The sequence below is a fragment of the Neobacillus vireti genome, from assembly GCF_001026695.1.
Classification (GTDB): domain Bacteria; phylum Bacillota; class Bacilli; order Bacillales; family Cytobacillaceae; genus Neobacillus; species Neobacillus vireti.
In genome coordinates this window covers 47,332-61,382 of sequence record NZ_LDNB01000012.1, presented here as the reverse complement: position 1 = coordinate 61,382, position 14,051 = coordinate 47,332, and the positions used below count along the sequence as shown (strand labels likewise).

At 43.0% G+C, this 14,051-nt stretch carries 14 protein-coding genes; 2 read left to right on the top strand and 12 right to left on the bottom strand.

The genetic code is table 11. The features are described from left to right. Window positions 1-82: 82 nt before the first annotated feature. Window positions 83-379, bottom strand: coding sequence for a post-transcriptional regulator (locus tag AA980_RS13245; protein WP_024030156.1), 297 nt, complete (start codon window positions 377-379; stop codon window positions 83-85). Between the two features lie 123 nt (window positions 380-502). Between AA980_RS13245 and spoVB the strand changes: the two genes are divergently transcribed. Further along, a complete protein-coding gene (spoVB, locus tag AA980_RS13240; RefSeq protein WP_024030157.1) occupies window positions 503-2,047 on the top strand; it encodes a stage V sporulation protein B in 1,545 nt (514 codons plus the stop codon). Between the two features lie 42 nt (window positions 2,048-2,089). Here spoVB and AA980_RS13235 read toward each other — a convergent pair whose 3' ends face one another. Further along, window positions 2,090-2,755, bottom strand: coding sequence for a DUF421 domain-containing protein (locus AA980_RS13235; protein WP_024030158.1), 666 nt, complete (start codon window positions 2,753-2,755; stop codon window positions 2,090-2,092). A 243-nt stretch (window positions 2,756-2,998) separates the two neighbouring features. On the opposite strand from AA980_RS13235, the gene AA980_RS13230 reads away from it, so the two are divergent. Then, window positions 2,999-3,361, top strand: a complete 363-nt coding sequence (locus tag AA980_RS13230; RefSeq protein ID WP_024030159.1) for a TIGR04086 family membrane protein — start codon at window positions 2,999-3,001, stop codon at window positions 3,359-3,361. Between the two features lie 34 nt (window positions 3,362-3,395). Here the strand turns inward: AA980_RS13230 and yajC are convergent, their stop codons facing one another. From yajC to nadA, 10 genes are all read right to left on the bottom strand, one after another. Next, the gene (yajC, locus tag AA980_RS13225; RefSeq protein ID WP_024030160.1) at window positions 3,396-3,686 is read right to left on the bottom strand and encodes a preprotein translocase subunit YajC; all 291 of its coding nucleotides are present in this window, start codon (window positions 3,684-3,686) and stop codon (window positions 3,396-3,398) included. A 30-nt stretch (window positions 3,687-3,716) separates the two neighbouring features. After that, entirely contained in the window at window positions 3,717-4,856 is a 1,140-nt protein-coding gene (gene tgt / locus AA980_RS13220; protein WP_024030161.1) for a tRNA guanosine(34) transglycosylase Tgt, read from the bottom strand. 59 nt (window positions 4,857-4,915) lie between these two features. Next, the gene (gene queA / locus AA980_RS13215; protein WP_024030162.1) at window positions 4,916-5,944 is read right to left on the bottom strand and encodes a tRNA preQ1(34) S-adenosylmethionine ribosyltransferase-isomerase QueA; all 1,029 of its coding nucleotides are present in this window, start codon (window positions 5,942-5,944) and stop codon (window positions 4,916-4,918) included. A gap of 33 nt (window positions 5,945-5,977) precedes the next feature. Beyond that, window positions 5,978-6,979, bottom strand: a complete 1,002-nt coding sequence (gene ruvB / locus AA980_RS13210) for a Holliday junction branch migration DNA helicase RuvB (RefSeq protein WP_024030163.1) — start codon at window positions 6,977-6,979, stop codon at window positions 5,978-5,980. 10 nt (window positions 6,980-6,989) lie between these two features. Next, window positions 6,990-7,601 (bottom strand): Holliday junction branch migration protein RuvA, encoded by a 612-nt coding sequence (ruvA, locus tag AA980_RS13205; RefSeq protein WP_024030164.1) that lies wholly within the window; start codon window positions 7,599-7,601, stop codon window positions 6,990-6,992. A gap of 294 nt (window positions 7,602-7,895) precedes the next feature. Then, window positions 7,896-8,450 carry an intercompartmental signaling factor BofC gene (locus tag AA980_RS13200; protein WP_024030165.1) on the bottom strand — a complete coding sequence of 185 codons (555 nt, stop codon included), beginning with the start codon at window positions 8,448-8,450 and terminating at the stop codon, window positions 7,896-7,898. Between the two features lie 318 nt (window positions 8,451-8,768). Further along, window positions 8,769-9,464 carry a YhcN/YlaJ family sporulation lipoprotein gene (locus AA980_RS13195; RefSeq protein ID WP_024030744.1) on the bottom strand — a complete coding sequence of 232 codons (696 nt, stop codon included), beginning with the start codon at window positions 9,462-9,464 and terminating at the stop codon, window positions 8,769-8,771. Between the two features lie 106 nt (window positions 9,465-9,570). Further along, complete coding sequence (locus AA980_RS13190) at window positions 9,571-10,560, bottom strand: phosphotransferase (RefSeq protein ID WP_024030743.1); 990 nt, start codon at window positions 10,558-10,560, stop codon at window positions 9,571-9,573. Then, window positions 10,547-12,781, bottom strand: coding sequence for a SafA/ExsA family spore coat assembly protein (gene safA, locus AA980_RS27605; protein WP_053005477.1), 2,235 nt, complete (start codon window positions 12,779-12,781; stop codon window positions 10,547-10,549). Before safA ends, AA980_RS13190 begins: the two co-directional genes overlap by 14 nt. Window positions 12,782-12,952: 171 nt before the next feature. Further along, window positions 12,953-14,050: a quinolinate synthase NadA gene (gene nadA / locus AA980_RS13180; RefSeq protein ID WP_024031207.1), complete on the bottom strand. Its 1,098-nt coding sequence runs from the start codon at window positions 14,048-14,050 to the stop codon at window positions 12,953-12,955. Window position 14,051: the final 1 nt, after the last annotated feature.

Below are 14,051 nucleotides of genomic sequence, written 5' to 3'. Positions count from 1 at the left end.
CGTTTACGTCCAAATAATAAAAAAAGTCACTGCTACTATTATGGAATAAGTTAGAAATGCTGTCAATTTGAAAATGGTGGGATTATTTCAATAACTCTTTCAATTCATTTTCATCATCAAGTGAGAATTCAGCCGTTTTATATGTCTCGATTGCTGCAAAGCTGAGATAATCACTTACCTTAACAGAGAGAATGGCTTGGATAATTTCATGCAGCATTAATTCATCCTTTACCTTCTTCCACTTTTTCTTAATTAAGAATTCCCAAAGCTCTTGTTCCGTTACCGAATCGTAACCAAGCAAGCGAAACTCTGAAAGTTTACTTGCTAGTGCCGGCTGTACCTGGGTACGAAAATAATCGTATCTGTGGTTATTATCCATTCACTCTGCCCCCTAAAGTTACTTCCATTTAAAAAGGTCTTACTACTTGTCATGCTTTGTCCACCATTAAGCATATAGTTAATTGTATATGAATTCTTCTTTTTTGAGAAGGTGGGAGTCAGCATGTCGAAGTTTTTAAAGGGGACTTTTATCCTATTAATTGCAGGATTAATTACTAGGGTCCTCGGTTTTATTTATCGGATTGTCCTAGCGCGGAGCATTGGTGAAGAAGGTGTGGGCCTATACATGATGGCGTATCCCACCTTTATTCTTGTCGTCACCATTACACAGCTGGGGCTTCCCGTAGCGATATCAAAAAATATTGCCGAGGCTGAGGCAAGAGGTGATTATGCCGAAATAAAAAAAATCCTTGTTGTTTCCCTTGCAACAACAATTAGCTTATCAATCATTCTTACACCGGCAATCATCCTGCTGGCACCTATTCTAGCAACGACACTGTTCACCGATCCAAGGACATATTACCCTTTAATTGCGATTGCGCCAGCGATTCCAATTATTGCCGTTTCTTCTGTGTTAAGAGGCTACTTTCAAGGAAGACAAAACATGCGCCCGTCAGCCGTTTCGCAGATTTTAGAGCAGATTGTAAGAATTACCCTAATTGCCGTGATGACAAAAGCATTTCTTCCCTATGGAGTTCAATATGCGGCAGCAGCGGCAATGGCGGCATCTGTTTTAGGTGAACTATTATCACTGGTTTACCTTATGACGACCTTCAAATTGAAAAAACGTTTTCCGCTTCGAAAGAATTTCTTCCAATTTGCCCAAAAAGGGAAAAAGACATTTCAAGATTTAATGGAAATTGCTTTACCTACAATGGGAAGCAGAATGATTGGTTCTGTTGCCTGGTTTTTTGAACCGATTGTCGTTGCTCACAGCTTAGCGCTAGCAGGTGTTCTAGCGGTGAATGGGACAAAACAATATGGGCTGTTAACCGGCTATGCGATGCCGCTGTTAATGCTCCCGTCTTTTGTCACCTTTTCATTGGCAACATCTTTGGTTCCAGCCATCAGTGAGGCCAATTCCCGCAATAACCATAAGTTAATCGCCTATCGGCTCCAGCAGGCATTAAGATTGACGTTTTTAACCGGCGGGCTTGCCGTCATTGTCCTTTATGTATTGGCAGACCCACTAATGCAGTTAATGTATGGGTCAACAAAAGGGTCATACTTTATTCGCTTAATGGCCCCGTTCTTCTTATTTTTTTATTATCAAGGTCCATTACAGGCTGTTCTCCAAGCGTTAAATCTTGCTAGAGCGGCGATGATTAACAGTCTTATTGGCGCCGTTGTCAAAACGGCTGTCATCTTTTCTCTTGCCTCACAGGATTCCTTCGGCATCACGGGGGCTGCACTCGGAATTATTGTTGGCTTTGTGTTAGTAACGATTCTTCACTTTGCCACTGTTTTGAAAAAAGTTACCTTTCCATTTTATGTTGGCGATTATATTAAAGGTTTTCTCGTCATGGGCGCTTCCGGCTGGTTAGGATATTGGCTATTTGAAAATATCCTCTTAAGCGAACATTTGCTGGTAAGGGTGTTAACCTCGATTACTGGCATGGGAATATCCTATCTCGTCATGCTCCTGTTATTCGGACTGATTAAAAAAGATGAAATCCACCGAATTCCTTGGATTGGGAAGTTATTTTGAACAAATTAGAAGACACGCAGTTTTACCGGCGTGTCTATACCTTTAATCCTGGGTATCAATGAAAAATTTACCGTTTTCATAGCTGCAAAAGGAAATTTTCTTAATATCGCGGTAGCCCTGTTTTTTAAGTTCTTGACGGAGCCATAGATTGGTTTTATTGATCCTTTTTAAATTTTCTTCCTCAATTGTTCCATCCATAATTAGCGGGACGGTAATATCACCATTCTTAGCAGGCGTCTTGGGCTGCTTCGGGTCGTAAATTTTTTCTAAAACAGACAGTTTGCCTGAGGTTTCTAAAATGGCAAATTCAACATCTCCAATACTCCTAATGTCCTTTTCTCTTAATTGTGACATTAAATCATCAAAGTTATAGCGGAGCTTCTTCATTGCCTCCTCATCAATTTTTCCTCGATTGATGATGATACTTGGCTGTCCATCCACAATATCACGAAATTTTTTATTTTTTAGCGAAATGATCGCGAGCGTGATTTGAATACACATCAAGAGAACCATCGGTACCACCGTATGAAATAGCGGGTCCTTCGTATTTTCAATTGCAATAACAGCCATCTCACCAATCATGATAAAAACGACCAGGTCAAGGACGCTTAATTCGCCAATTTCCCGCTTCCCCATGATCCTAAATATGACGAGCATCAGTAAATATAAAAATATCGTTCGTAAAATAATACTCAAATAAACTTCCACTTGCTAATCGCCCCTTTTATTCCATTCCGTACTATTGTCCGCTAGTTTACTAAGAATCATTCGTTTTCTTTTGTGAAAAGCGGACAAATTTTCATTCTACTTTCCTGATCTCGTGAATACGCTTGTACTAGGAAAGAAATTTGTATCTAAGGCCATGGCTGGGATAGTTAAATAAAAAACAGCCACGGAGGATGCTGAAGGGGGAGAGTTAAAATCGAATCAAAAAGCTTAGGGACATCCATCATGTACGGATTAATTTTTATCTTTGCTTTTGCTGTGTTATGCAGCCTGATATTTGCATTTATACTAAGGTTTACGTCCGCCGAGGAGGGAATGCTTCAATATATCATAACGGCATTATCATTTATTGCGCTATTCGGCGGCGGTTTTCTTTCCGGGGGTAAGCGTAAAGAAAAGGGCTGGCTTATCGGCGGTTTAACTGGGCTTATTTACTCGCTAGTGGTTTTTTTATTTCAATACTTGGGCTATGATCGCTTGTTTGACACAGAGCAAGTAATTTACCACACTTGCTATACATTAATTGCGATGATGGGTGGAATCTTAGGGGTTAATATCGCTAACAATAATTCAAGGCGGTCTTCATAAAGAAAAGGAAGCCAAATGGCTTCCTTTTTACGTGTTATTTTGAAAGGCTTACACTCTCTCCGCCAACTTCCGTGACTTCACGAATTGCATTGCGGTCATATGTAAGACGGCTTCCGTCTCCACATTTAATTACAGCTTTATTATCATCGATCGAGTCGATAATCCCATGTAATCCACCAATCGTGACGATTTTGTCACCCTTCTTCAAATCGTTTTGCATTTGCCGAACTGCTTTTTGGCGTTTTTGCTGCGGGCGGATTAATAAGAAATAAAACAACACAAACATTAATATTAATGGACCAATTGTTCCAAGTCCTCCTGCCATAACTGTTTCCCTCCTTTCAAAAAGTATCTATTAGAAATTTTTCGCGTTCGGTTTATTAAAGCCGTAACGTTCAAAAAATTCTTCGCGGAAATCACCAAGCCGGTCTTCCATGATGGCTTGTCTGACTTTCTCCATCAATCTTAACAGAAAATAAAGATTATGGTAAGACGTTAATCGAATTCCGAATGTTTCGTCACACTTTATTAAGTGACGAATGTAAGCCCTGCTATAATTTCGGCATGTATAGCAGTCACAATTTTCATCGAGCGGTCCAAAATCCCTCGCATATTGTGCATTCTTAACAACCAGCCGGCCCGTACTTGTCATCAAGGTACCATTTCTGGCAATCCTTGTTGGCAGCACGCAGTCAAACATATCAATTCCGCGGATTGAGCCGTCAATTAATGAATCCGGTGAACCTACCCCCATTAAATAGCGGGGTTTATTGGACGGTAATAGCGGGGTCGTGTATTCAAGCATTCGATTCATAATGTCTTTTGGTTCGCCCACCGACAGGCCGCCGATTGCATATCCAGGAAAATCAAGGGATGTTAGGTCTCTTGCACTTTGTTTACGAAGTTCCTCATATTCTCCCCCTTGAACGATGCCAAATAAACCTTGGTCTTCAGGGCGGGCATGCGCATTTAAACAGCGCTCCGCCCATCTCGATGTCCGCTCGACTGACTTTTTCATATAATCGAAGGTTGCCGGATATGGCGGGCACTCATCAAAGGCCATCATAATATCCGAGCCCAGGGCATTCTGGATTTCCATCGCTTTCTCCGGCGATAGAAATAATTTTTCCCCGCTCATATGGTTGCGGAAATGAACCCCTTCTTCTTCAATTTTGCGGAATTCGCTTAAACTGAACACCTGAAACCCGCCGGAATCCGTTAAGATCGCCCGGTCCCAGTTCATAAATTTATGAAGCCCGCCTGCTTCCTTGATGATTTCATGTCCGGGGCGGAGCCATAAATGGTAGGTATTGCTCAAAATAATCCCGGCGCCCATTTCTTTTAAATCTTCAGGGGACATCGTTTTCACCGTCGCCAGTGTTCCAACCGGCATAAAGGCAGGTGTATCAAATGACCCGTGCGGTGTATGAACGCGGCCAAGCCGAGCCCCCGTTTGTTTACATGTTTTAATTAATTCATAACGAATCGCAGTCAAATTGTTGTCTCCTTCCTAATGCAAAACCTCTATTGCTGTTTACGCCACCGTTTATGACCTTAGATGATGAACATTGCATCGCCAAAGCTAAAGAATCGGTACCGCTCTTCCACTGCTGTCGTGTAGGCGTGCAAAATATTTTCCCTGCCGGCCAAGGCACTGACGAGCATAATCAAGGTTGATTTTGGCAAATGGAAGTTGGTGATCATTCCATCGATTGCCTTAAACTTATAGCCAGGATAAATGAAAATATTGGTCCAGCCGCTTCCATCGACAAATTGCCCCTCATTAGCGGAAGCGATGGTTTCCAGCGTCCTTGTTGATGTCGTCCCGACGGTGATGATTCTGCCGCCATTTTGACGTACCTCGTTTAAGAGCCGCGCGGTTCCTTCCGTTACAATATAAAATTCCGAATGCATATCATGCTCCAATACATCCTCAACACTTACAGGTCTGAACGTACCAAGGCCAACATGGAGGGTGATAAACGCAACATGGACACCCTTTTCTTTAATTTCGGTCAATAGTTCTTCAGTAAAATGAAGCCCTGCCGTCGGTGCGGCAGCGGAACCTGGTTCACGGGCAAACACAGTCTGGTATCGATCGCGGTCTTCGAGCTGCTCTTTTATGTATGGGGGCAGCGGCATTTCGCCTAATTGATCAAGCACTTCGTAAAAAATCCCCTCATATTTGAATTCCATCACTCTGCCGCCATGGTCAGAGGTTCCTGTGCACACGGCAGTAAGCAAGCCGTCGCCGAAATCAATTTCGGTCCCTTCCTTCACCCGTTTGGCCGGCTTCACAAGGGTTTCCCACTGGTCGCCTTCAAGCTGTTTCAGGAGCAGGACTTCAATTTTGGCGCCGGTATCTTGTTTGACGCCAAAAAGGCGTGCAGGCAATACCTTTGTGTCATTTAAGACAAGGCAATCCCCTTCACGCAAATACTGAGTAATATCTTTAAAAACTTCATGATTGATTTCACCTGTTTCTTTATTCAATACCATTAACCGGCTGTCTGTCCGATTTTTTAAAGGTACTTGAGCAATTAATTCTTCAGGCAAATGAAAATCAAATAAATCTACTTTCATATTATGACATCCTAATCTTTTTAAAATAACGAATCATTGGGCTGGCATCTCGATGCCAAAATGGTCGTATACGGCTCCGGTGACTACTCGCCCCCGTGGTGTTCTTTGTAAAAAACCAATTTGTAATAAATACGGTTCATAAACATCTTCTATCGTTTCCGATTCTTCACCGATGGATGCGGCAATTGTATCAAGACCAACAGGACCGCCGCGGAATTTTTCAATAATGCCTTTTAACAACTTATGGTCGATGTGGTCTAAGCCAAGGCGGTCAACCTGAAGCAGTTCTAGAGCTTCCTTTGCGAGGGTAAGGTCAATTGTACCATTTCCTTTAACCTGAGCAAAGTCCCGCACCCTGCGGAGCAGACGATTGGCAATCCTCGGGGTTCCCCTTGCTCTCCTGGCAATTTCTGCAGCTGAAGCGTCGTCTATTTCGGTACCGAACAATTCAGCCGTTCTGATGACAATACTTTTTAATTGATCTTCCTTATAATACTCGAGCCGGCTCAAAACTCCAAATCTGTCCCTTAAGGGCGCGGATAGCGAGCCCGCTCTTGTCGTCGCACCGACAAGGGTAAATGGCGGCAGGTCGAGGCGGACGGACCTCGCACTCGGTCCTTTTCCAATCACGATATCAAGACAAAAGTCCTCCATCGCCGGATAAAGCACCTCTTCAATCGTCCGCGGAAGCCGGTGAATTTCGTCAATAAATAAAACGTCCCCCGGCTCTAATGCTGTTAAAATGGCTGCCAGATCACCCGGCCTTTCAATTGCCGGTCCTGAGGTTGTCCGGATATTCACTCCCATTTCGTTGGCGATAATAACCGCAAGTGTTGTCTTCCCCAATCCCGGTGGACCATAAAGAAGAACATGATCTAACGTTTCCTTACGGAGACGAGCTGCCTTGATAAATATTTCTAGATTGCCCTTCACCTGATCCTGTCCAATGTATTGCTTTAAGGTTTGCGGTCTCAGACTTTGTTCGAAGCTGATCTCACTCTCATTCACTTCACTCGAAATAATTCTTTCTTCCATGGAACATCACCTATTTTAAAAGCCTTTGCAGGGCTTTTTTAATGTATTGGTCTGTTGTCAGCTGTTCTTTTCTTAATTCAGGTGAAATCTTTTTTATTTCTTTTTCTGAATAGCCAAGAGCTTTCAAGGCAAGGATGGCCTCTTCTAGAGCCGTGTTATTTGTTTGTGTATGTAGTGGATGTGTATCTGCATTAAACAAATTCGGGAAGTAGTCTGGAACGATATCCTGCAATTTTCCTTTTAGGTCAAGAATCATCTGCCTAGCTGTCTTTTTGCCGACGCCGGGAAATTTGATAAGGAAGCTTTCGTCTTCATTTTCAATCGCCGTGACCACCTGCTGCACCTCACCGGAAGCAAGGATAGCGAGTGCCCCTTTCGGTCCGATGCCTGAAACATTTAATAATTTCGTGAAAAGCTTTTTCTCTTCCCTTGTTTCGAAGCCATATAATGCGTTGATATCCTCGCGAACGTAATGATAGGTATATACAATAACCATTGTTTCCATTTTACTGGCATAAATAAACGGATTTGGTGTTGATAGTTGATAACCAATCCCGTTGTTTTCAATCACAATATATTCCGGACCAACAAATTCGACGGTCCCTTTAATAAATTCATACAATCGTATTCTCTCCCCTAATTTCACTAAATCCCATTTTACCATACAATTTCATCTTAGTTATAGAAAATAGCTGCGCTGAGAAGAGGTTGAATTTTCAGTTTTAGGCGATTCGCTAATAAATCTTGAAATTCGCTAATAAACTGTTGGAATTCACTAATAAATGTTTGAAATTCGCTAATATCTATACGAAATTCGCTAATAAACTTAATTCGAGTCTAGAAAAAATGCCAAGACTAAAAGTTTTGCAAAAAAAACAGGCTGATTTCACTTAATCAGTCTGTTTTTAGGATATTTCTATTCTTTATTTACTGAATAGGACTTAAATGTTTCTAATACTTGCACATAATGATCTTTCGACCTAATCGGGATCCCTTGAATCAATTGTTCCTGTTTATTACTTTCCAGCCTCTTGATATCTATTTGAAAAAAAGATTGAATGATTCGTGATTGATCGGGCCTTCCGTTAAAAATCGTCAACACCCCATTCTCAGAAATACCAAAAAAGCCATTTGCTTTCAATAATGGGGAGATATCGTCAACTTGTTTCCTAAAAACATAGGTCGAGTGATCCGTATCGGTAAGCTGCCACTGGTCATACCTTGCCCAAAAATTCTCCATTGACCAGCATGTCTCATGGATTACTTCTTGACTGATTTCTCCATCGAGGTACATTCGTTCCAAAATCACTGTTATGTTTAGCGGTTCCTGCATTTGCTTTGATTGATGGCTGTCCAGCTGCGCAGCGGAGCCGGTAATCACAATGAACGGTGCCCCGCCGATAAACATGAAGAGAATAACAGCGAATACAGGTATAGATAACCGAGACATTGCTATCCAAAAGAACTTCATGGCGCTCACCTCTTATTTGATAAAAATTGAACATCCTTTACAGTACTATTTTAGCCTTATTTTGCCTTTTTATCCGCAACGAAATCAGCGAATTTTAAAAGGGCAAAGCATGGAAGCTTTGCCCTTTATGTGGAATAAGAAAGTATAAATTTTTAACTTTGAGAATTATCCAGCTCCAGCGCCCTTGCGGCTAGTGTCCTTCGCGCTCCGCCCTACGATAAGTCAAGCACGGATGCGCTCCGCTCTCCGTGTTTCCTTTATCTCAGTTGGAGCGCTCCAGGCCATACGCCGCTGACCAGGGCGCTTGCGCTTTTCTTTTTATCTTCCACCTTTACTGCGCTGAATATCATTTTCTTTATTGGCGTCGTTGCCAATGGCGCCTTCATCAATCATAACGGTGACCGTTTTCCCATCCGCATATGGCTTCACCATATTCTTAATCGCCCTTTTGGTAGCGGCAGCTTTGCGATTATCATTTAACTTCACCGCAACCATAATCGTATTTCCGTAGGATACAGATCTTACATCGCTAACATTGTTTATTCTTGCTACTTTGTCTCTAATTTTATTTGAAAAATCATCTTGGAAATTCGGGTCGGTAACTACCCCCGTATTTCTGATATTTTTATTCAAATGACCGTGATAATTCATATCACTTGTACTAAAACGATCATCCCGCTGAAAAAAATTACGATCTTCTGAAGCTAATGGCTTTGTTGGATTTATTGGATTCCCATTTTTATCTCTCTTTTGCAGCTGCCTTCTTTTTTGTTCATTTAAAAGCTTGTCCTCATCGCCAAGTGTATGATCCATCATTTCCGTTAGCGCACCATCATTATCTCGAAACAAGTCATTTCCATTTCTCGGGTGGTTTTCATTTGAGTAATAACCTACTGGCCGTAACGAATTGTTCGTTGTTTTATTAACGCCAGCACGATTATTGTCTTTGGCGCAGCCCGCTGTACCCATTATGATTAGGGCCGATAGAGGTATCATCCACTGTTTCTTGTTCAAGCGAAAAACCCCCTCATAATAACATCCTGAGCATGGTTCATATGCTCATTTATAGGGTGTTATTTTCGAGGGGAATTCATTCAGCTAGAAAATACCAAAGGAAAATTTAGTTCACCTGATTTATTAAACGATCAATAAATTTTTTCCTCGAATAAAACTGACCGATTGATAATTCCATGACCTGCCTAAATTTCACCTCATCCGTAAATGTTTTTTCGCGAATCAGTCGATTCCATTCCCGAAAAATATCAGCTGGAAAAACGAGGGCGTATAAAAAGGCGTCATCTTCTAAATATTGCTGCATTGGTTTAAAAATCTTAAGCTTCTCAAATGACCAATCAATATAGGGAAGAATTCGATTTGCATATTGTAAATAATCCAATGCAGGAGTACCGATGCTGATTAAATCATAATCAAGTAAATTCAGCTTCCCGTGTTCATCCCGTAAAAAATTATGATGGGCCACGTCACCGTGAAGGATGACAAACGGTTTTTTTTGAAAAAAGTCCTTGTTTTTTTCCATCCCATCTAATGACCAATTGGCCCATGACACCATTTCCGAGATAAATGGTTCATTTATAAAATATTTGAGAAAGGGAAGATTATTTGAAAAAAGCGTAAACCGCTCTGTCCATTTTTCAATTAAATTGCCTTTGGGAAGTAATGTTCGATATCGAGCTTCAAACGACGCCGTCGCCTTGTGGAATTGGTCAAGGAGTGCCATTCCTTCTTGACGATCATTTTGAGTATGAAACGAAAAAGCGGTTTTATGAGGAGTAATATACTCCATACAGCCAAAATAGGTTCCTTCAAAAAACAGCTGAGCTCTCACCGGAGAAGTTAAATATTGATAGGTCTTGTTAAACCCTTCTTTTCTCAGTGTAGCTGTAAAAGCCTCTTGGAGTTTTAGTCGGCGGTTCGTTTGATACCCTTTAACAATATAAGTATTTTTAACGGTTTTTAGAATAAAAACCGACTTTCGAATCGGGACCAGCTGAATAATTTTTTCATAAAACTGCGACTGAAAATAAGAGAAGAGACGATTAAGGTAATCATCGTCTCCCTTTTGGTTCATTGACGCGTTAGTCGCTTTCATCACGGTAACCTGGCATACCGTAATTTGTTCCAGCCGGGGCCATCCCATATGGATTCATATACGGTGGCTGTGCAGCATTAACAGGTCCTGTATATGGTGCACTGTAAATAGGCGGAGTTGGCGGGACAAAGTTTGCTGGCATTTCATTTGGTCGTGCTCCAGCTGGCTGCATTTTGTCCATGGAAGGTCCTGGACCGCCGCAGCCGCAGTCACCGCCTGACCCAACTGGGAGGCTCTGAGTCTGCATGTATGGCGCCTGAGCCCTTGCTGCTACTGCAGTTCCTTGTGAAGCTTCAAAGTCCGGTACTTGTGGTCCTGAACCACTCATTTGCGGATATCCGTATGGTGTTCCCATCCCGTACGGATTACCATTCCTGCCTGTTGGCGATTGACCTGTTGGCATTTGGCCAGCTGGCGATTGGCCGTATGCTCCTGGCATTCCTCCGTATCCTGCTGTCGGCATTTGACCGTACGCTCCCGGCATTTCTCCGTATCCTGCTGGCATTTGGCCATAGGATCCTGGCATTCCTCCGTATCCTGCTGGCGGCATTTGACCATAGGCTCCTGGCACTTCTCCATATCCCGTTGGCATCTGACCGTACGCTCCCGGCATTTCTCCATATCCCGTTGGCATCTGACCGTACGCTCCCGGCATTTCTCCGTATCCTGCTGGCATTTGGCCTTGGGCTCCCGGCATTTCTCCATATCCTGCTGGCATCTGACCATAGGCTCCCGGCATTCCTCCGTATCCTGCTGGCATTTGGCCGTAGGCTCCCGGCATTTCTCCGTATCCTGCTGGCATTTGGCCGTAGGCTCCCGGCATTTCTCCGTATCCTGCTGGCATTTGGCCGTAGGCTCCCGGCATTTCTCCGTATCCTGCTGGCATTTGGCCGTAGGCTCCCGGCATTTCTCCGTATCCTGCTGGCATTTGGCCGTAGGCTCCCGGCATTTCTCCGTATCCTGCTGGCATTTGGCCGTAGGCTCCCGGCATTTCTCCGTATCCTGCTGGCATTTGGCCGTAGGCTCCCGGCATTTCTCCGTATCCTGCTGGCATTTGGCCGTAGGCTCCCGGCATTTCTCCGTATCCTGCTGGCATTTGGCCGTAGGCTCCCGGCATTTCTCCGTATCCTGCTGGCATTTGGCCGTAGGCTCCCGGCATTTCTCCGTATCCTGCTGGCATTTGGCCGTAGGCTCCCGGCATTTCTCCGTATCCTGCTGGCATTTGGCCGTAGGCTCCCGGCATTTCTCCGTATCCTGCTGGCATTTGGCCGTAGGCTCCTGGGGCCATATAAGGTGTTTGCATCCCCGGGTTTTGCGCACCCATTACAGCCGGGTTATAAGCAGGGTTCATAATAGGCATTTGCGGCATAAATGATGATGATTCATCCTGGAAGTAAGGTCCTGCCATTGCTGGTACACCAGCCCCTGTTGGAGCAACCCCCGGCATCATAGGCATTCCTGCTGCTGGAGCGACTCCCGGTGTGCCTTGAATCATTCCAGGTGTTGGTACGAATGCAGCCCCTTGAACTTGTGAATAAGGAATCATTGGGAACCCTCCTACCCCACCAATTGGCGGGCAGAATCCAGGTCCAGGCATTACCGGTGTAATCGGGACACAATAATCCTGTACACATTCTTCCTGAACTGGCATTGGTAAAGGCATCGGTACTTCTTTTACTTCAGGAAGGATATTTGCTGGCTTCGGCGGCAGATTTGGCGTGATATTTGTCATGTTAGACATATAATAATTATTAATATCTTTTTCTGGGATTACTTTTAGAGGCATTTTTGGAGTGTAGGGTGCTTTGGGTGCTTCTTTTATAATCGGTGCTTCTTTTATTGGTGCCTCTTTTATTGGTACCTCCTTTTTTGGTACCTCCTTTATCGGTATCTCCTTTATCGGTATCTCCTTTTTTGGGATCTCCTTTATCGGCATTTCTTTGATGGGCATTTCTTTAATAGGTTGTTTGATAGGCATTTCCTTCGGCTTCTCTTTAGCAAACGGATGCTCAGCAATGGGAACTTCTTTTTTTCCTATATGGATTGGCCCTTCTTTTTTAACGGTTCCGCCTGCAGATGGAACCTTTATTTTCATACCGGGCATAATCATATCAGGGTTGCTGAGCTGTGAATTCATCTTTTTCAGCTCTTCAAAATTCACGCCGTACTTCTTGGCGATCTTCCAAAGAGTATCCCCTTTCTGTACGATATGGATCTTCACTCTGATTTCCCTCCTATGGCATAAGTCCATATAGTGTATGTGAATTTGGGCAAAGTGCTAACATTCTTCAGAAAAACTTATGCTATTTTTCCAAAAAATATGAATCGGCTCTAAAGAAATCGTAAATATAAAAAAAGATGCAAGTTGTAAAACTGCATCTTTTTTCGTTTATTATGAATTGGCTAACATTCGTTCTAGCGCCAATTTAGCATTCACGGCAATTTCAGGACTTACTTTAATGATATTATTTTCATCTTCAAGTGTATCAAGGCTCCATACTAAATGAGGCAAATCAATCCGGTTCATTGTTAGACATGGACACATATGCGGATTTAAAGAAATGATATGTTTATTCAGTTGGTTCTTGATGAGGCGATTAACAAGGTTCATTTCTGTGCCAATCGCCCATGCCGATCCAGGCTCCGCCGTTTCAATTGCATTAATAATATAGCTTGTTGATCCCGCCATATCTGCCAATTCCACAACCTCGCGGCGGCATTCCGGATGAACGATGATTTTCATATTAGGATATTGGCTGCGAGTGTCCATTACATTCTGTACCGTGAAATTTTCATGAACCGAGCAATGCCCTTTCCAGAGAATCACTTTAATTTTCGAAACATCCCCTTCATGTTCTAAGGAATTCGTTATTGGATTCCAAATCGCCATATCATCCAAACCTACACCCAAATCAGCAGCTGTATTCCGGCCTAAATGCTGGTCGGGCAAGAATAGGATGCGCTCCTTCTTTTTAAATGCCCATTTTACCATTGTTTCTGCATTGGAAGAGGTTACGGTTGCTCCGCCATTTGCACCTACAAAGGCTTTAATCGCCGCAGTAGAATTGACATAGGTTAACGGAAGAATCGTATCCCCAAAAATCTCCTGAAGCTTCCCCCAGGCTTTTTCTGTTTGCATAATATCCGCCATATCCGCCATTGAGCAGCCCGCACGCATATCAGGTAAAAATACCGTTTGATTCTCGGCAGTTAAAATGTCTGCTGTTTCCGCCATAAAATGGACGCCGCAGAAGACAATATATTCAGCATACGTATTTTCGGCCGATAATTGCGCCAGTTTTAATGAATCCCCGGTTGCGTCAGCAAACTGAATCACTTCATCCTTTTGATAATGATGTCCAGGAATAAATAACCGTGAACCAAGTTGCTTTTTCACTTCCATGACTCTAGCTTCTAGCTCTTCCCTTGACATCTGCTTGTATTTTTCAGGAATCATGATTGTTTTTTGCAAGGTGGCTAAAATGTTCATC

Coding starts and splice junctions, on each gene's coding strand:
- AA980_RS13245 (WP_024030156.1), bottom strand. CDS start 379: ATGGATAATAACCACAGATACGATTATTTTCGTACCCAGGTACAGCCG.
- spoVB (WP_024030157.1), top strand. CDS start 503: ATGTCGAAGTTTTTAAAGGGGACTTTTATCCTATTAATTGCAGGATTA.
- AA980_RS13230 (WP_024030159.1), top strand. CDS start 2,999: ATGTACGGATTAATTTTTATCTTTGCTTTTGCTGTGTTATGCAGCCTG.
- yajC (WP_024030160.1), bottom strand. CDS start 3,686: ATGGCAGGAGGACTTGGAACAATTGGTCCATTAATATTAATGTTTGTG.
- queA (WP_024030162.1), bottom strand. CDS start 5,944: ATGAAAGTAGATTTATTTGATTTTCATTTGCCTGAAGAATTAATTGCT.
- ruvB (WP_024030163.1), bottom strand. CDS start 6,979: ATGGAAGAAAGAATTATTTCGAGTGAAGTGAATGAGAGTGAGATCAGC.
- AA980_RS13200 (WP_024030165.1), bottom strand. CDS start 8,450: ATGAAGTTCTTTTGGATAGCAATGTCTCGGTTATCTATACCTGTATTC.
- AA980_RS13190 (WP_024030743.1), bottom strand. CDS start 10,560: ATGAAAGCGACTAACGCGTCAATGAACCAAAAGGGAGACGATGATTAC.
- nadA (WP_024031207.1), bottom strand. CDS start 14,050: ATGAACATTTTAGCCACCTTGCAAAAAACAATCATGATTCCTGAAAAA.